Source organism: Nocardia salmonicida NBRC 13393 (assembly GCF_001613085.1).
GTDB lineage: Bacteria > Actinomycetota > Actinomycetes > Mycobacteriales > Mycobacteriaceae > Nocardia > Nocardia salmonicida.
On record NZ_BDBR01000051.1, the window covers coordinates 40,981 to 57,376 of the forward strand.

Annotated in this window: 16 protein-coding genes; 2 read left to right on the forward strand and 14 right to left on the reverse strand. The window is 67.6% G+C overall.

Annotation, left to right across the window (positions count from 1 at the left end):
- Positions 1-62: 62 nt before the first annotated feature.
- Both NS1_RS34165 and NS1_RS34170 read left to right on the forward strand, forming a co-directional pair.
- The gene (locus NS1_RS34165; RefSeq protein WP_062991239.1) at positions 63-1,058 is read left to right on the forward strand and encodes a replication initiation protein; all 996 of its coding nucleotides are present in this window, start codon (positions 63-65) and stop codon (positions 1,056-1,058) included.
- Between the two features lie 3 nt (positions 1,059-1,061).
- Positions 1,062-1,334, forward strand: coding sequence for a sigma factor-like helix-turn-helix DNA-binding protein (locus NS1_RS34170; protein WP_062991241.1), 273 nt, complete (start codon positions 1,062-1,064; stop codon positions 1,332-1,334).
- 57 nt (positions 1,335-1,391) lie between these two features.
- Here the strand turns inward: NS1_RS34170 and NS1_RS34175 are convergent, their stop codons facing one another.
- The 14 genes from NS1_RS34175 to NS1_RS34240 all read right to left on the reverse strand — a co-directional run bounded on the left by NS1_RS34175 (position 1,392) and on the right by NS1_RS34240 (position 16,228).
- Positions 1,392-2,714 carry a hypothetical protein gene (locus NS1_RS34175; protein ID WP_062991242.1) on the reverse strand — a complete coding sequence of 441 codons (1,323 nt, stop codon included), beginning with the start codon at positions 2,712-2,714 and terminating at the stop codon, positions 1,392-1,394.
- A gap of 247 nt (positions 2,715-2,961) precedes the next feature.
- Complete coding sequence (locus NS1_RS34180) at positions 2,962-3,540, reverse strand: hypothetical protein (protein WP_062991244.1); 579 nt, start codon at positions 3,538-3,540, stop codon at positions 2,962-2,964.
- Complete coding sequence (locus NS1_RS34185; protein ID WP_062991246.1) at positions 3,537-5,123, reverse strand: peptidoglycan DD-metalloendopeptidase family protein; 1,587 nt, start codon at positions 5,121-5,123, stop codon at positions 3,537-3,539. Before NS1_RS34185 ends, NS1_RS34180 begins: the two co-directional genes overlap by 4 nt.
- A gap of 3 nt (positions 5,124-5,126) precedes the next feature.
- The gene (locus tag NS1_RS34190) at positions 5,127-6,842 is read right to left on the reverse strand and encodes a putative type IV secretion/conjugal transfer ATPase (RefSeq protein ID WP_157125547.1); all 1,716 of its coding nucleotides are present in this window, start codon (positions 6,840-6,842) and stop codon (positions 5,127-5,129) included.
- Positions 6,843-6,929: 87 nt separating this feature from the next.
- On the reverse strand, positions 6,930-8,405 hold the full coding sequence (locus NS1_RS34195; RefSeq protein WP_062991249.1) for an SCO6880 family protein: 1,476 nt from the start codon (positions 8,403-8,405) through the stop codon (positions 6,930-6,932).
- A gap of 43 nt (positions 8,406-8,448) precedes the next feature.
- Positions 8,449-10,191: a hypothetical protein gene (locus NS1_RS34200; RefSeq protein ID WP_157125548.1), complete on the reverse strand. Its 1,743-nt coding sequence runs from the start codon at positions 10,189-10,191 to the stop codon at positions 8,449-8,451.
- Positions 10,185-10,988 carry a DUF8175 domain-containg protein gene (locus NS1_RS34205; RefSeq protein ID WP_062991253.1) on the reverse strand — a complete coding sequence of 268 codons (804 nt, stop codon included), beginning with the start codon at positions 10,986-10,988 and terminating at the stop codon, positions 10,185-10,187. The genes NS1_RS34200 and NS1_RS34205 overlap by 7 nt, the downstream gene beginning before the upstream one ends.
- 80 nt (positions 10,989-11,068) lie before the next feature.
- The gene (locus NS1_RS34210) at positions 11,069-11,665 is read right to left on the reverse strand and encodes a DUF8175 domain-containg protein (protein ID WP_062991255.1); all 597 of its coding nucleotides are present in this window, start codon (positions 11,663-11,665) and stop codon (positions 11,069-11,071) included.
- 13 nt (positions 11,666-11,678) lie between these two features.
- Positions 11,679-11,930, reverse strand: a complete 252-nt coding sequence (locus NS1_RS34215) for a hypothetical protein (protein ID WP_062991257.1) — start codon at positions 11,928-11,930, stop codon at positions 11,679-11,681.
- Positions 11,927-12,208 carry a hypothetical protein gene (locus NS1_RS34220; RefSeq protein ID WP_062991259.1) on the reverse strand — a complete coding sequence of 94 codons (282 nt, stop codon included), beginning with the start codon at positions 12,206-12,208 and terminating at the stop codon, positions 11,927-11,929. The genes NS1_RS34215 and NS1_RS34220 overlap by 4 nt, the downstream gene beginning before the upstream one ends.
- The gene (locus tag NS1_RS34225; protein ID WP_062991261.1) at positions 12,205-12,921 is read right to left on the reverse strand and encodes a hypothetical protein; all 717 of its coding nucleotides are present in this window, start codon (positions 12,919-12,921) and stop codon (positions 12,205-12,207) included. Before NS1_RS34225 ends, NS1_RS34220 begins: the two co-directional genes overlap by 4 nt.
- Positions 12,918-14,837 (reverse strand): cutinase family protein, encoded by a 1,920-nt coding sequence (locus tag NS1_RS34230; RefSeq protein ID WP_062991263.1) that lies wholly within the window; start codon positions 14,835-14,837, stop codon positions 12,918-12,920. Before NS1_RS34230 ends, NS1_RS34225 begins: the two co-directional genes overlap by 4 nt.
- On the reverse strand, positions 14,834-15,508 hold the full coding sequence (locus tag NS1_RS34235; protein WP_062991265.1) for a hypothetical protein: 675 nt from the start codon (positions 15,506-15,508) through the stop codon (positions 14,834-14,836). Before NS1_RS34235 ends, NS1_RS34230 begins: the two co-directional genes overlap by 4 nt.
- Before the next feature lie 15 nt (positions 15,509-15,523).
- Positions 15,524-16,228, reverse strand: coding sequence for a DUF8176 domain-containing protein (locus NS1_RS34240; protein ID WP_062991267.1), 705 nt, complete (start codon positions 16,226-16,228; stop codon positions 15,524-15,526).
- Between the last annotated feature and the right edge of the window lie 168 nt (positions 16,229-16,396).

Sequence of the window (16,396 nt, forward strand, 5' to 3'; positions counted from 1 at the left end):
GGATTAGGTGGCTACGGCGTGTCCTACCTAATCAATCCCGAATTGAGGGCAGACTGCTGGCCATGGACACCGAGGTCGATGACTGGACCGACGTAGACACGCTGCCGTTCCCGTTCGAGGATCACTGGTTGCCGCGTCGGCCTTTGGCTGCGACGCGCAAGCATGGCGGCTACTACCGCATGTCCAGGGAAGCGGCGTTGGAGCGTCCCTACATCGAGGCCAACCCGTTGGTCATGAAAAGCCTGATCATCACCGATCACGACGGCGGCCGCGCTGATGAGATCGTGGGCCTGGCCGGTTTGCCGCCACCGAGCTATATCGCGATGAACCCGCACCTGCGCAACGGCCACATCGTGTATGCGCTGGCCACGCCGGTAGTCCTCACGAACGCAGCGCACCGGCGGCCGGTCAACCTGCTGTCCAGGGTGGAATCCGGGCTCAACAACATGTTGGGCGGGGATGTGGCCTACGGCGGCAGGACAACGAAGAATCCGCGGCACCAAGAGCATTTGCCGTTGTGGGGGCCGGATCACGCGGTCTACTCGCTGAAGGAACTCGCCGATCCGTTGGAACGGCTCGGCGCGCTGCCGAAGTGGGCGGGAGCTCGCGAGCGCCGGGAGAAGCTGGCGACGACCGACACGGGCCGCAACGTGGAGATTTTCGAGGTCACCCGCAAGTGGTCATATCCTCACCGTGGCGACTACACCGACCTCGGCCGGTGGGAGTCCGCGGTGTCCGATTACGCCTGGGACCGCAATGTCGAGCTGATCGGGTCATGCTTCACCAAAGGTCCGCTGCTGTTTCCCGAGGTTCACCAGGTCGCGCGATCCATCTCACGCTGGACGTGGCGACACATCCGCCGGTCGTTCTCCGAGGAACAGGCTCGACGTGGGAAAATAAGTGCGGAGAAGGCTGGACCGGAAGAACTCGCCCGGCGTGGTCGTAAGGGCGGGCAGACGATGACCGAGAAGCGGCGGAAGGCCATCGCCGAGACGAATCGGCGACGTGGCTCACGGTTGGATATCGACGCGATCCTTGCGGACGCTTTGGAGGGATAGGACATGACCGCGAAGAACCCGATGCGTCGGGCGAAGACTGCCAAAGAGCTGGCGGCCGCGCACAAGTGCTCCGACCGGACGATTCGGCGGCTGATCGCCGAGCCACGCGACGACTTCGAGGGGCGCTCGGCGGCGCTGAGCGAGCGGGCCCGCCAGCTGCGGGCCGAGGGCAAGAAGTACAAGGAGATCGCCGCAGAACTCGGCGTGTCTATCGGCTCGGTATCGCGGCTGCTCCACGGGCTGTACCCGAGTCAGACCACGAGCAAGGCCAGCTAGATCCCTTCTTCCGCCGAGGCCGGCCGGAAACCTGGTTACCCCCGCAACTGGGGGTGGTCACCGGTCGGCCTCGTCGTTTGTCCGGCGGGCCCGTGCGCGGGCGTCGGCGTCGGCCTGGCGGGCGCGGGCTCGCGTCTGGCCCATGTTGCGGTGCGCCAGCTCGGCGACGGCGGCGCGGGCGGCTGCGCGGCCGGGGGAGTCCGCGGCGGCCGCTCGCATGGCGGCCGCGCGCATCTCGGCGAACAGCTGCCGGTTCGCGGCGCGCTCGGCTTCCTCCTCGGCAACGGTCCGGGCCCGGTCCAGCAAGGCCGGGGGAACGTCGGGGGGCACGAAACGCAGGATGTGACACAGGTACCCGACGGGCTTGTCCGGGTTGCTGATCAGCTTCTTTCCGGAGATCCGGTACTCCTCGAACGCTCCGTACACGTCATCGACCAGCCACCCGGCGACCGCGTATCGCGTCAGAGCCGCCGCGAGCTGGCTTCGGCTGGTCTGACGTACCCAGAGCGGCATTCGTTCGTCTCTGCGGCAATGCTCGGCCAGTAATAGGGCTCTCTGGTCGTAGGCGCGGTGCTGCTTGGGTCGCCTCCTCTTGTCGATGCCGCGCGGAGCGCGTCGGTTCATCTCGTTTTCTGCTGAAGAAACCAGTTTTGATCGTGAGATGAAAGAAGAACCGTAGCTTCGCTCCGGTGGGGTGCCAAAACCCTGGTCAAGGAGTGTTTTCGCTGCTGAGTTATCCACAGGCAGCGTCGTGGATTCGTGGAGGGCGGAAACGGCGGCCCAGCCTCGAGCGCGGTCGTTGCGCCGCCAGGACTCCAGGCGCTCGGCGCGGGTGCGCTGACGGCCCCGGAATATGACCGTGCGGCATCCGAACCGGGCGAGCAGGCGGCGGCACCGGTGGATGGTCGATTCGCTGCGTGAGACCTCGCGCTGAAGGCGGCCGACGGTCACGCGCGAGTTGCGGCCGGTGGCGTAGTCCGCGCCGGAGGATTCGGCGATGACGTAGGCGGCGAACGTCTTTCGGCTCACCGATTCGACGGTCTGTGCGGCGCGCAGCGCCGAGTAGTGCTCGTCGTAGAGTGCCAGGCAGTGAGCGAGCCACCGTTCCCGGCCCCACCAGCACGCCGGGGCCTGCTGGTCCTCGGAGCCGGTGTAGGCGTCTTCGGGCAGCGTGAGCCGCAGCGGCGGCAGCGCGAACAGCGCGGGGGCGCTCGGGTGCGCCGACGTGCGCCGACGGCGGCGCGGGGAGGTGTAGCAACCTCGCCCAGATACAGAAATGGGTAGCCCGGCATCGGTGTGTCCACGATCGTGACCGACAAAGCCGGTCGCGATGCTTTGAGACGCACGCGCGTGCTTGCTACCCTGGGAACCGCTAACCAAAGCGTGGTCCTTCAGGGCCTTGAAAAGCCTTCCGGCGGCAACCGGGGGGCTTTTCCTCGTTTATGGGGTCTGTGGTGGGCCTATCGGCCCTTGTCCCTTCCTAGTGGGTCCGGATGGATTGATTAGGTAGGACACGCCGATCATGGCACGGTTTTTTGAACAACGTGTGTTCTTGCTCGACGCGAGTTGCCGCCACGCGCTGAGGGCTGCCGCGCCAACTTCGTTGGCTTGCCTCGGTTTCGGCTGGTCAACTCGGGAGAGTGGTCGCGGCCGTGACGGTCCAGACAGGTTGTTTGGTGACCGTGATCAGAGTTGTTGCGGTGAAGTCCCCGAACTCGGGGGCGTGCAGGCGGGTGGTGATCTTGCGTTGCCAGGTCACGGGAGTGTCGGCGGGGTGCTGTTCGCTGCTGATCTCGCTGGAGGCGGTGATCGTGGCGCGGGTGTTCATCCACGATTCCCAGAGCGGGCGGGGGATCGGGTAGAGCCGGTAGGAATCCGCGGCGCGCGGGGTGAGCAGCGGCCGCGCTCGGTCGTGGGCGGACTCCGGGCCGGTATCGCCGGCGGCGGGCCGCCAGTCGAACAGGGCGTTCACGGCGGCCAGGGCGACGGCTTCGGGGTTGTTGCGGTCGAGATCGGTCCACGGGGCCGGCAGTGGCGGAAGGGTCTCGATGCTCGCGCCGGAGGGTACGCCGGTGCCGTGATCATCGTGTTCGCCGAAGTGGTCATGGTCGGTTGTGGAGCACGCGGCCAGGGCCGCGACGGCGAGGGCCAGGACGACGGCGGCGAGACTCCGGCGCCCTCGGTGCGGGGTATGGTTGCGGGTCATTGCTGCTGGCCTCCTGCGTTCGGGGCGGCGGCCGCGACGGCGGCCTGTCCGTCGTTCTGGGTTATGTACCGGCGGATGCCGATCAATTGCCCTCCGTCACTGACGGGGCTTTCCTGGACGTTTTGTCCGAAGGTCGGAGCGTGGATCATCTGGCCGCCTCCGGCGTAGACGCCGACGTGTTCGGCCTTGCCGTCGGCTCCGAAGAACACCAGGTCACCGGCCTGCGCTTGGGATATGTCGGCGACGGGTTGGCCTTGTCCCATCTGGCCGGGATTGCTGGTGTCGCCGGTGTAGTGGGGGAGCTGCACCGCGCCGTTGGTCGCTTGCGCATAGGCGTACAGCGTCAGTCCGGAGCAGTCGAATCCGGCGGGGTCGCCGGTGGGTCCGTTGGCGTCGCCGCCACCCCACACGTAGGGCCGCCCGATTTGGGATCTGGCGGCCGCCACGATGGCCGCGCCGCTGCCGGGGTCGCCGGGTGCTGTGGGCTGACCTGGTGTGCCTCCGTTGGGCCCGCATGTTCCTGTTGCACCGCTGGGCGCTACGCCCTGCAACCGGGTGAACAGCTCGCGGGCTTCGGCCGCCCGCGCGCCGTATTTGCCGCGCAGATCCTCGCGCGGCCGCTGGATGTCGGCGGCGGCGATGGTGAATTCCTTGGCCTGCCAATCGGTTGCGAGCAGGCGTTTGTAGAACTCGGTGGCCGCGTGGGCGGGGTCCATGATCTCGGCGACGGTGCCGTAGCCCATTCCAACCTGCTGCTGCATGACGCCGACGGATTTGTGGTCGCCGGGGAATACCCCGTCGTTCGGGTAGTTCTTCGATTCCGGCACGGCTTCACTGGCGAGGTTCCGTAGCTCGGTCTCGACCAGGGCGACGGCGAGGGCGATGACGATTCCCTGATCGGGTACGCCCATGCCCTTGCCGGTGCTGATGATGGTGACGGCGTTTCGGTCGCGGGCCGAATCCGCGGCGGCTACCTGCTGATCGGGGTTCGGGCTGGTGCCGCCGGTGGCGGTGGTGCCCTTGCGGGCGGCTTCGAGGTACGGGGTCGGGTCGATCGGCGCGTACTGCTGGATGCGGTCGGCGCTGCCGTGCACCTCGAAATGCAGGTGCGGGCCGCTGCTTTGGCCGCTGTTGCCGGAGCGGGCGATAGGCTGGCCGGCGGTGACCTGCTGGCCGACCGAGACCAGCACGCCGCCGGGGTCCATGTGCCCGTAGACCGTGCTCAGCGGCTTGCCGTCTACGACGTGGCTCAGGACCACCCAGCCACCGAATCCGGATATGCCGGAGTCCTGGGCGGCGGTGACGGTGCCGTCGGCGAGGGCGTAGACGGGGCTGCCGAGCGGGACTGCGAAGTCAACGCCCTGGTGGTCGGGCCGGTCCGCGCTCTGGAATCCGGAGCCGACTTCGACGCTGGGGTCCACCGGGTACGCCAGCGGGCCACTGACGCTGATGCCCCCGGTGCTCGGTGCGCACCCGGTGTTCTGCTTCTGCTGTTCACAGCTCGCGAACAGCAGAAGCAACAGGAGGATGACGGCGAGGATCTTGCGCCAATGGCGCAGCAGGACAGCAACAACGGCAGTCATCGGCTATTCCGTCGTCATGCCGGTGTTGGTGTCGTGAATGCCTAGTTCGCGCTCGAGGGGGCTGATCCACGTACGGAAGGCCAGGCCGGGCCGGTCAGGGTCATCGCCCCATTTGGCGATGAATCTGCCCTTGCCGGGGTGCGGCATGGTGCGGTGACCGGTCTGGGCCGGGGGCGGTGCGGAGGTCCAGGACAGCAGGCGGGCGCGTTCGCGGTCGGTGTAGTCGATGAGTCCGCGTTGGGCGTCGATCTCGTAGCCGTTGATGGGGCCGATGAACTTGACCCGCGACCGGGAGATGAACCCGGTGGCCTTTCCCTGCTCGGTGACATCGGCGGAGACCTTGGTGAAGTCGGTGACGGTGTGGCTGTAGGTGGTCAGCGATTTGGCGTCCGTGCGGCCGGTGCGGGTGGTCCGGTCGATGGTCTTGATCTGGCTCGATCCGCCCACGTCCAAGAGCTGTGACAGCTCGTCCATGTGGATGTCGGTGACGGCGCGGCGGCCGTAGCCGTTGTTCGCGAGGGTCATTCGCGCGGACACGGCGGCTTGGGCTTCCATGCCGGTGAGGGCGATGATTCCCGCCCGCAGGTCGCGGCCGGAGTGCGCGTCGATGATGGACAGGTCGATATCGACCATGGAGACGGTCAAGTCGAGTCGTGTGGTGGTTTGGCCGTTGAACGATTCGCCGAACATGCCGACCGTGAGACTCTTCAGCGATTGCAATAGCCGGTGGGTGGTGGCGGCGAATTCCTCGGCGTTGGACGCGGCGACCGCGTAGAGCATGTCCGCGGTGGGGTGCTCGAGTTGGGTGATCAGATCGGATGTGATCGGCGGCCGCGACGGGGAGAACCGTTGACCGGCATACAGTTCGGCCAGGGCGGCGGCAACGGCGGTTGACTCGAAGTCTTCGAGCGGGGCCCGTCGGCGCAGGCTCACCAGGGCCTCGATGTTGAACAGCTGCGTTTGGTGCAGCTCGGACATGAGTCCCTGGATGGCCGGGTGGCGATCGGGCAGCCGGTCAATGGCCCAGGCGTAGGGGGAGGGGTCCAGGGGATTGATCACCCCGTGACCAGGGCCTACCTCGATGATCTGTCCGTCCCTGCTCCCGGTCTCCGGGTCGTTGAGCAGTTCGCACATCCGCCGGTAGTCGGGTTTGATGTCGGCGGGCACGATGGCCTTTCGACCACTGACGAGCCCGCCAAGGATGAGCTGCCGCCCCAGGGTGGATTTGCCGAATCCGTTGGGGCCGATGACGACTGCGACCGGCGCGGAGATCATCTCCGCGTCGAACCACGCCATTTGGTCGAAGAAGAACGGTGCGCCGGTCTCCTCCTGGATGCCGATAGGCCAACCAGGGGAGATGAATTCGGTACTGCGGGGGAAGGGCCACAGGCCGCACACTCTGTTCGTGGTGCCGCGAATTTCGGGCAGCGGCATCGGCTTCTTCATGTAGCCGCCGTAGGGCGCGAGGAATCCGCGGGGACTCGGGCTGCGGTCGGCCTGCCAGGGCTGGCGGGCGGCCGAGTAGCTGGCACGCCACACGGCGAGTTCGTGGGCGCGCAGTTTGCGGGCGGCGTTGAACTTGCCCGCGATGCTCATCGACGGCATGGCCTCGCGTAGGTAGGCCACCTCGTCGGCGGGCATCACGCCGTCGGCTCCGCTGGCGTGGTTCTCCTGCCGGGCCGTCACCCGGCGGGGAAGAAGTAGGCGACTGCCGGACATATCGGGTCTCCTTGATATAGGGCCGCTATGGGCCATATGGCTAAATCAGGTCGATGTGCTCGGCGGAAATCGCGAGCTTTGCGCTGGTTAGGCGGACAAAATGTCTGTCACGTCGGTTTCGTCCATGTCCGGGTAGACGCCGATCCCGAGCCCTGCCAGGAACATGGCGGCCTGGTCGCTGAAGCACGGTGCGAACTTGATGCTGGCGCGCACGCCTGCTCCTCGGATGAAGGCGGTTTCGTCTACGCCTGATGTGCCGATGGGGACGGTGACGGTGACCAGGATTCCGACGCGAGTCAGGCCGTGGCCCTCGGCCAGATCCTCTCGGGTGGCGGCGATGTCGTCGTAGCGCATCTGCTGGCGGGCATCGACCAATCCGCGCTTCTTGCGCTGCACGGCGGCGAAGGCGTCGCGGTAGTCGCCGTCGCTGATCTCGATGGCGTCTTGCGGGCGGTACGGGCGGTAGATCATGGTCACGCGCTTGTAGGGGGCGCGGTAGGTGGGCGCGAGCAGCTGGGCCAACACGTTGTCCTCGATCGGCTGCACGGGGTAGTCCCATGCGCGGAACGTGAAGCTCTTGCCGGAGTCGTGCAGGTAGTAGCTGTGCTCGGGGTCGTGGTAGGTCGGGCCCGCGTCGTTCCAGGTGATGCCGGGGTCACCGTCCAGGGCCATGGCCTCGTCCAGCATGGGCCCGGCCGCCGGGTTGAATGCCGCGTGCGTGAAGGCGATGATCTCGCCGACAGTGGCGAAGGTGGCGAAAAGGCCCGCCCCGGCGGCCGCGTCGGTCAACTCTTCGAGGCGGCGCGCCACCGATTCCATGCCGGAGCGGAAATTGCCGCTGGAGTAGCGGAACGTCACGGCGATGCGCTGGGTGTAGCGGATGCGGTCGGTGGCCAGGTTCTCGGTGCGGTCGTCCATCAGCTCGACAACCAGACCGGGCGCGGATTCGTGACGGCGCTTTTCGATCTCGACGTCGTAGCGGGCCCCGGTCTCGGGCACGGTATCGGTGATCACCGCGATTCCGGCCACGTCGCCGAATTCTCCAGCACGGCGGATGAATTCGCCCCATCCGGCTACCTGCGCGTTGGTGGTCTCCTCGGGCTGGGTGTCGCGGCCGGTCGCGGAGATGTCCATGACGATGGTGACGGTCCGGTGTACCGGGTTGATCAGAGCGCCGATGTCGTCGCCGGTCACCGGGTCGAACAACCGATCCAGGATGATCGGCGAGGCCAGGCCCGGCATCCGCGCGTGTCCGCCGGGGACGTGGGCGAACAACCCGGTGCGGTACCTGTGGGCCATGCGGCGGCGAATCGGGAGGCTGCGGGCCCAGGACAGGAAGTAGTCACCGGCGGAGGTGCCTCGGAACCTGATCATGGACGGGCCGATGAGTAGCGCGGCGACAACGACAATGACGATGGCGCCGGTCATGGAGTTCAGCAGGTAGGCGGAGCCGATGGCCATGGCCATGGCACCGACGGCGACCATGGACATACCCGAGGACAGACCGGGCACCAGGCCGGTCGATTCCGGTTTGCGCCATCCGGCGTATTTCTGAGATCCCATGGTGGGTTACCTCTTTCGTGTGGTCGGGAGGTGTGAGCGGCGGCTAGGTGATCCGGCGGAATGCCGAGTCGCGCGGCGGACTGCTGCTGGCAGCGCTGCGGCCGGGCCGGGGGGTGTGCTCTGTGCTGGTATCGCTGCTGGCCCCGGCGCGGGTGCTGTTGCGGGCGCGGCCGCTGCTCTGCCTCGTCGGTGCGCCCGATTGGGTGCCGGGGCTGCTGGCGCTGGCACTGGTGCGGGCGGTGCTGCTGGTGGACGGTGCGTTGGCTGTGCTCGACGTGCGGCCGCCGGTGGTGCTGGCCGATCCGGTCGTGTTGCGCGTTCCGCTCGTTGCGGCGTTGGTGCTCGCGCTGTTGCGAGTGCCAGGCGTTCCGCCCTGGCCCCGGTTTCCTCCGCTGCTGGGGGCGGCAGCTGTGGTCCCACTGCCGCTGGCCGATGCCGTCGCCCGGTTGCCGTTGTTGCCGGTGTTGCTTCCGGAACTGCGCGACGGCGGGGGGCCGGTGAGGGTGTGCGCGGCGGCGCGGCCCATCGCGCCGATGAACGGAACGGCCTTCGCTGTTCCCCGGCCGGCTGCGGCCGCACCGGTCAGTGCCGCCCCTCCGGCGGCCTTCGCACCGTCCTTGCCGGTGTTCAGGGCGTTTCTTCCCGCCTGGATTCCGGCGCGGCCGTTGCGGATGGTGCCGCGCAGCATGGGGGTTCCGGCGTAGGAGACGTTCGTGCCGATCATGTTGACCAGCAGGGGCAGGATGAACGCAGGGGCGACCATGAGGGTTACGGCGGTCACGACATCCGCGCCGGATTCCAGCGACCGGATCTGCATGAACCCGACGCCGAAGGCGATGGCGGCAATGGGCTTGAACAGCAGGGCCGCGATGGCGGCGCGGAATAGAGCCCAGAACACCGTTTTGCCGCCGCCGACGACGCTGGCCGCGCCCGCGATCGGCAGCGCGACGGCGGCGTAGATGATCCAGAACTTCTGCATGACCAGCTGAATCAGCAATTCCAGATACGCGAGGAGTCCGAGGATGCACAGCGCCAAGCTGATGACATCTTCGGTCTTCAGCCGCTCGTCACGGCCCGATAGAGCCGAGGACAGCCCATCAACCACGCGGGTGGGGCCTTCGGGCCCGGCGGCGCTGGTGAAGATCCAGCTGGCCAGGGCGTCGCTGACTCCTGATAGCGCGAGCAGGACCGGGGCGGCCATCGCTGCTGCGACGGCCCAGCGGACCAGCCCGCCGATAGCTTCGGGGGCGGCATTGTCGCCCGACAGCATTGCGCGCTGGTAGAGCACGGTTATCAGGGCGATGAGCAGGCCGAGACCGAGCGCGAGCGTCTGGAGATCGCCGGTCAGATCGGCCATCTTCTGTACGGCACCCTGGGTGTTGGAGACATCCACGCTGGTACCCATGAAAAGCTGGATGACGTACTTCATGATCCAAACGAACCCCGCCAAAACCCAATCGACCATGGTCGAAAGAATGTTGCTACCTGCGTCTTTCGCGGCTTCCCCTGCCGCTGAGGACAGCACTTGGCCGGGGGTCGGAACACATCCGACGACCGGAACTGACACTCCGTTGCACTCGTCATCGCCGCTGGGCGCGGCCGTGGTCGGGGCGCTCGGCGTGGTGCTGGGCGCTGGCGTTGTGGTGCTCGGCGACGCCGGGGCGGTGGTGGTCGGCGGGGCACTCGGCTCCGTGGTCGTGGGTTGTGCCGTCGCGGTCCCAGCCAGCGCGAGCACCACGAGCAGCAGGCCCGCGAGCGTGGCTAGGAGGCGGCGGGTGATCACCATGGCGACCATCCGACTGGTTGGGTGGTGTACTGCCCTGCCCGCGGTGTCCGGCCGCCGATGGCCAGGACATCGTTCGCGGTCTGCTCGGTCAGGTACCAATCGCCGTCCTGCCAGATCACCGAGTAGTCGAAGGTGCCGCCCTGCGATTCGCCTTGGCGGGGCGGGAACCAGAGCTGGACGCGGGTCACGGTGTCGGAGACCGGTTCGGCCTTCCACAATGCCGGCCGGGTGATGATCTTTTGTTGGGCCAGGCAGCTGGGGTTGTCGATGTTCTTTCCGCGTTCGTAGGCGGGCAGCTGCGGGGCGAGCCGGGCCCGGTCGGCGGGCGCGATGACCATTGGCACGGCGTCGTTGCCGCCCACGGTCGCGCCCCAGGTGGCCATCTGGAGCGCCGCGAGCGCTGCACCGAGGGATGTGCGCGAGTAGCCGCCGTAGATGCCGTCCGCGCGGGTCTTGCTCGGCCCGTCGGTTGTGCTGAACGGCAGTGCTGCGCAGCGAACGCGCTGCCACAGCACGGGTCCGTCCAGGGCGGACTTGTCCTGCGGCAGAACGGTCCCACGAACGTCCTTGGCCTGTTCGATCGTCTTCGGCGTCACGTTCGTGCTAGCGACCAGCGGGTTCCCGAAGTTGTCGGTGTACCACTGGGTTTGCTTGAGCGGCTTTGCGGCAGCGGGGGGCTGGCCGGGCAGCGTCGGTCCGGTGCTGTCATCGCTGTTGCGGCTGCACGCGGCGGCGGTGGTGATGGCGACTGCGACGGCCAGGGCTGCGGCGCACACGGCGAGGGTCTTGCGCTTCATATCGGCGCTCCTTCGGTGAGTGGTTGAGTGGGTAGGGCTGCCGCGCCAACTTCGTTGGCTTGCCTCATCATTTGATCTGGTTACGTCTGGGGGAGCGCTTCGAGGTCGCCGGGGAGTTCGTCGTATGCCTTGAGCACGGTCACGTTGTCCTTGGGGTCGGGTAGCTGGATCAGCCAGTTCTCACCGAGCCAGACGAGTTGGCGGGTCAGGCCGTTGATGGACTTGTCCGGCTGCTCGAAGAGGATTTCGACGGTGGCCGAGCTGTCCTTGTAGTCCAGGAACCGAAATCCCCTGATGCGTGGGAGCCGGGAGGGGTCGGGTTGGCCGGTGACGGAGACGTTCGCGCGGGCTGCGAGGTAGGCGGTCAGGCCGTTGCCGACGGCGAAATAGTCACGGGCGATGGCGCCGAACGCATCGTCCGGGGCGGTGTCGAGCAGGGTTTGCGAGTCCGCGGCGGCCATGACCGCGCCGTCCATGGTGCGGGGGAACTGGATTCGGTCGCCTCGGCCGGGGGAGGCGGGCGGCTTCACCGTGCCGTCGGTGACCCAATCCGCGCCGCGATAGCTGGTGATGGTCAGGGGTTTTCCGGCTTCGTCAGTGTCGCTGCCGCATCCGGCCACGGACAGGGCCGCGACACCGGCGAGGAGTAGTGAGGCGATTCGGGTACGCATACGCATTGGGGAGTCCTTGTCAGTGAAGCCAGGTGGCGATATCGAACGTGCGGGCTGCGATAGACGCGCAGATGAGGATGATCAGCACTTCGCGCCAGTAGTCGGCGATGTTCTCGCCGCCCCGGTAGTAGCGGAGCGTCCCGGCGATTCCGGCGGCGATGATCCCGCCGAGCGCGAAGTATCCGGCCAGGCCGATGAGCTGCCCGCCGAGCTTGAGTAGTGGGTCAAGCACTTCGGCGGGCAGCTGCTCGGCAAGTACTTCGGTGGTCACGCGCCCATCGCCCAGTTGACGGCGGCGGCTCCGGTCGCGCCGAACCCGAGGAACAGCGTCACACCGCCGATCATGGAAAGAGCGGTGGACTGCTGCATGGTCCACTTCTGGTAGGCGTAGACGGCTCCTGAGATGAGGAACGACGCCAACCCGATCCATCCAGCGAACGCCCACAGCAGACCGAGGAACTTCCCTGCGGGTTCCTCGAATGGCCCGCCGTCTGGGGTGGGCTGGTTCACGGTCAGGACCGCGATATCGGCGAGGGTGCTAAGGCTCATCTGCTGTTCTCCTTCTGGGCAATGTGGTGGAAGACGTGGCGGTAGATGTGCTCGAGAACCGGCGGTACCGTGGGCTTTTCGGCGGTCTGCGGAGTCCATAACCGGTCTTGTTCGATGACGTACGGCATCCGCATTCGCGGATCGTGGGCGAGAGTGTGAATCGGGATTCCGGCCCGCTCGGCGGCCGCGATGAGTTCGCGGAGCGCGAGCGTGGGGCGGGGCTGGTCTTCGAGCAGTGCGATTGCCGCGACCTGCGCGCCCCCGCCGACGGTGCGCGAGAGCGCGCCCGCCAGCTGGCGGGCGGCGCGCACACCATCAGGGCTTTTCGGGGCCGTGAGGACCAGGTACGGGCTGTGGCCGGCGGGCGGCCGCCAGCGCATATCCCGCTCCACTTCTTCGGCGCATCCGCACCATGCCGCCAGCGTCGAAGCTCCGGATTCCGGCAGGGCGGACATGATGTGGAACAGCGGCGTAGGGCCGTCGTCGTCGGTGGCGGCGGCGGCCGCCTCGGCGGCCGCCTCGTCGTCGGTGACCTTGATCAGGCTCGGTCCGGGCGCGGCCGCTCTGTCCGTCTTGGCGGGCTCGGCGTCGGCGTGCTCCTGGCCCTCGTGCTCGGCGGGGCCGCGTTCGTCCTGGCCCTCTTCCTCGGGGATCGGGTCGGGTTCGATGACCGGCCGAACAATGGGTTCCGCGCGGCGGATGATGCTGGTCATTGCTTGCCAACCTCCTTGACCTGGGCGGGCGCGGCGAGAAGCACGGGGGAACCGAGGTGGAGCAAGGCTCCGGCAGGGGTCGCGGGGTCGGTGGCGACGACGCGGGCGGCGATGGTGTCGGCTCCGTCGGGCAGCCACACCAGGGACGTGGTTTCGGTCGGGGCCGGGGGCTTGGTCTGGTCGTTGGTGGTCAGCCGTACGTCGCCGGGGGTGTCAGCCTTGGGATCGGCCTTCAGCTCCGGTGCTCCGGCCGGATTCACGATGTTGCCGTTGTCGTCGCGGTCGTAGCGGGCGTTCACGACGGGCGCAGGCTTGGCGCTGGACGTGGTGGTGGCCTTCGCGGTGCTGGCGGGCGGGTTCTTCTTCGCGGTCTCCTTGTCGGCGGCGTTCTTCAGATCCCGCGCGGCGGCGATGATCCAATCCGCGGTGATGTCGAGCGGTGTGGAACCGTCGGTGCCGATGCGGGCGGTGCGATAGCCGCCGTGGGTGGCCTGCTGATTCCACAGCCGCGAGTCCAAAAGCACCTGCGGTAGATCCGCATTCGCCTTCACCTCGTTGATGAGCAGGTCAAAGATGCTGCTCACCTTCTTCTCGGCCGATTGCGGCGGAATGATGTTCAGCGCGGCCGTGGCCGTGTTGCCCACCACCGAGATCAGCGGCGCGACCAGACTCGGTGAGGCGGACGCGGCTCCGGCCAGCGCGCCCTCAGCGGCGGCCGCAAGCGCTACTTCCGGGCCCAACAGGGCGGTTTTCGCGGCGTTTCCGGCGGCGCCGGTCGCGGCACTGCTCGCGACCGACACCCCGGCGTTGATGAGGCTGGTCAACGTCGATGTATTGAGTACGGAGCCGACGAACGTCGTCACCGAGGAGGCGACCATTTGCCCGGCCTTCAGCAGGCCGACCAGCGGATTGGTTTGGGTGTCGGCGTTGCGGGGATCGGCGGCGTCTTCGAGCCTCTTGGAGATCGAGGCGTTGCCGTCGAAATACATGTCGGCCAGGTTCTTGCCTTTGACGTCCTTGTCGGTGAACGTCGCCAGGCCGGTGCCCAGGGTGTTGGCGGTCGCGGCCGCCACCGACGTGACCACGCCGAACGGGTCGCGCGTGAAGTCCAGCGAGCTTTGCCCCGCGATCTGAAGCGCGACCTTCGCCAGGCTGATGCTCTTGGGCGCTGAGCAGGCCAGATCCCCGTCCAAGCAGAACTGCGCCACCCGGCCGTCCAAGGTGCCGAAGCTGGCGGCGATGTCGCGGGACGGGCCGATTCCCTGGCCCTTCGGCGAGTTGTACATGTCGGGGAACTTCGTCGCCGACGGGCGGGCCTTCTTATCGGTGCCGGGCCATGGGTCCGGGCCGACCTGTCCGGGGCGGCCGGGGAACAGCGTCGCGCCGGGGCCGCGTGTGGGATCGCCGAACGTGGCGACCAGGGCGATATCACCGGCGGTGATCGTTCCCGCTTTCCCGGCCCCGATCTGCTGGGCGAGCATCGACACGGCGTGTCCGCCCTGGGAATAGCCGAGCATCACCAGTTTCGTTGTGGAGCACTGGTACAGCACCCGCGAGGCCACCTGTGTGAGCCGGTTGAGTCCGTCGGTGACGGATGTCTTGTAGGCGGTCGAGAGACCCTGATACCCGAAATCGGCGGGGTAGTTGATGTAGGTTCGCTCGACGCGCAGGCCCTCGGCCTGGGCGGCGTTGACCACCGGCAGGACGGCGGCCGACAGCTCTCCTCGGTCTTCGCTGCTCGGGGCGTCCACGTTCGTTTCCGTGGTGCCAGCAACAGCGAGAATATGGATATCCGGGCAGTTGCCCGCGGGGGTGTCCTCGGCGGCCGCCGACGGGGCGACGGCCACGACGGCGACAGCGAAGACGGCGGCGCAGATGCCGGTCAGGGCGGTGGGACGCACCGCGACCGCTCTCATTCCTGCTCCCCGGCGGCATCGCTGCCGCTCTCGACCAGGGCGGCGAGGTCGGCGTCTTTCCAGTCCTGGAATCCGGGGTTTTCGCACCAGGCCACGGCGGCGGGCGGGTTGGCCGGATCGTCGTTGATCTCGATGTCCAACAGCAACCGCCACGCGGTTGCCTCCCGGATGAGGGAGGCGGTATCGACATGCGGGTTGGTCAGGCTGAGTTGCAGCCGGGCGCTTTCAGCCTTGGCCAGTTGGCGCGCTTTCGAGGCCAGGAAGATAGCTTTCGCGGCGGCGCTCTGGTCGGCGCTGGCCTGGTTTCCCTTGCGGTAGTGGCGGTCTCGCTCGTGGAACGTGCCGTACCGCAACACGGTGCCCTCGGCGTCGCACACCGCGTAGGAGTTCACCGCGTCGGCACCGGCGGCCGATAGTCGGATGACCGGCACGCCTTCGGCGGCGTCGGCGTTCAGCTCGGAGAGCCGCTGGCGGGTGACCTCTTCGCGGATCGCGTCGTAGTCCACGCCGATCTTGCGGAGTTCGTGTTTGACGGCGGCGAACTGGGTTCCGGTGAGTCCGCGTTCCTTCGCCCATCCGTACAGCTGGCCGTGCGTGGTCATCGCCTTCAGCTGCTCGGCGTCGGCGGTGACGGCCTCGGTGATGTTTTCCCATGTGGCGCTGGTGGTCATGGTGGTGGCCTTCCTCTAGGCGGGTTTGTCTTCGATGCGAATGAGGCGGAAACCGCCGTCGCCGGGGGCCACGGTGATGACCATGAGCCAGGACACCGGGGCGGCTGTCGGGTTGGGCTGGTAGCGGACTGAGGTTTCGTAGCGGTTCTCACCGGCCGGGGTGACCGATACACACCACTGCGCATCGGCCGGAACGGATGCGATGCCGTCGGCCACCTGTGCCGGGCCAGGGACGCCGGGCCCGTGGTCGGTCAGCTCCATGACGGCGGCCGGATCTCGGCGGCCGAAGTACCGGTATTCGTACTCGGCAATCGCGCCTTCACCGGTGCTCCGGTCGCCGCCGGTGTTGCTGACCAAGGCCCCGCCGACGCGGCCCGGAGTGCAGAAGGCCGGCGGGGCGTTCGTGGTGGATGTGCTCGTGTTCGGGCCGGTCAGGGGCGCAGTGGTCACGATCTTGTAGGGGTGGGCGCTGTCTGTGCCGCTGGGGCGGTTCGACAGGCCCACCGCTACGCCTACGGCGGTGACCACGACGATTGCGGCCACACCACCGACCAGAAACCGGCGGCCGGGGCTCTGGCGGGCACCCTTCGCTGCCGGGGTTACCGCACTGGTGGTTGATGCGGGCCGTCGCAGTTTGCGGCGACGTGTGTCGGTGCTGGTAGGTGCGGGGACGGCGGCGTTTTCGAGCCACTGCCGCCACCGTTCGGATTCCTGGACCACTGCGGCCCTCCTCTTGTTAGGCCGGGGTGTGCGGCAAGAGACCGGCGAAGGCTGCTACCGCGTCGTGGGCTTGCTGCTGGACCTGCTGAATCTGCGGCGGAGCCTGCTCGGTCTGCTGCTGGGCCCATGCGGCAACGCCGTCGATGGCCTGGTTGACATCGAACTGAG

Bases quoted from the DNA above. Each gene is read 5' to 3' on its own strand.
- NS1_RS34185 (WP_062991246.1), bottom strand. From the start codon at position 5,123: ATGACTGCCGTTGTTGCTGTCCTGCTGCGCCATTGGCGCAAGATCCTC.
- NS1_RS34220 (WP_062991259.1), bottom strand. From the start codon at position 12,208: ATGAGCCTTAGCACCCTCGCCGATATCGCGGTCCTGACCGTGAACCAG.
- NS1_RS34230 (WP_062991263.1), bottom strand. From the start codon at position 14,837: ATGAGAGCGGTCGCGGTGCGTCCCACCGCCCTGACCGGCATCTGCGCC.
- NS1_RS34210 (WP_062991255.1), bottom strand. From the start codon at position 11,665: ATGCGTATGCGTACCCGAATCGCCTCACTACTCCTCGCCGGTGTCGCG.
- NS1_RS34205 (WP_062991253.1), bottom strand. From the start codon at position 10,988: ATGAAGCGCAAGACCCTCGCCGTGTGCGCCGCAGCCCTGGCCGTCGCA.
- NS1_RS34190 (WP_157125547.1), bottom strand. From the start codon at position 6,842: ATGTCCGGCAGTCGCCTACTTCTTCCCCGCCGGGTGACGGCCCGGCAG.
- NS1_RS34195 (WP_062991249.1), bottom strand. From the start codon at position 8,405: ATGGGATCTCAGAAATACGCCGGATGGCGCAAACCGGAATCGACCGGC.
- NS1_RS34225 (WP_062991261.1), bottom strand. From the start codon at position 12,921: ATGACCAGCATCATCCGCCGCGCGGAACCCATTGTTCGGCCGGTCATC.
- NS1_RS34165 (WP_062991239.1), top strand. From the start codon at position 63: ATGGACACCGAGGTCGATGACTGGACCGACGTAGACACGCTGCCGTTC.
- NS1_RS34200 (WP_157125548.1), bottom strand. From the start codon at position 10,191: ATGGTGATCACCCGCCGCCTCCTAGCCACGCTCGCGGGCCTGCTGCTC.
- NS1_RS34235 (WP_062991265.1), bottom strand. From the start codon at position 15,508: ATGACCACCAGCGCCACATGGGAAAACATCACCGAGGCCGTCACCGCC.
- NS1_RS34170 (WP_062991241.1), top strand. From the start codon at position 1,062: ATGACCGCGAAGAACCCGATGCGTCGGGCGAAGACTGCCAAAGAGCTG.
- NS1_RS34180 (WP_062991244.1), bottom strand. From the start codon at position 3,540: ATGACCCGCAACCATACCCCGCACCGAGGGCGCCGGAGTCTCGCCGCC.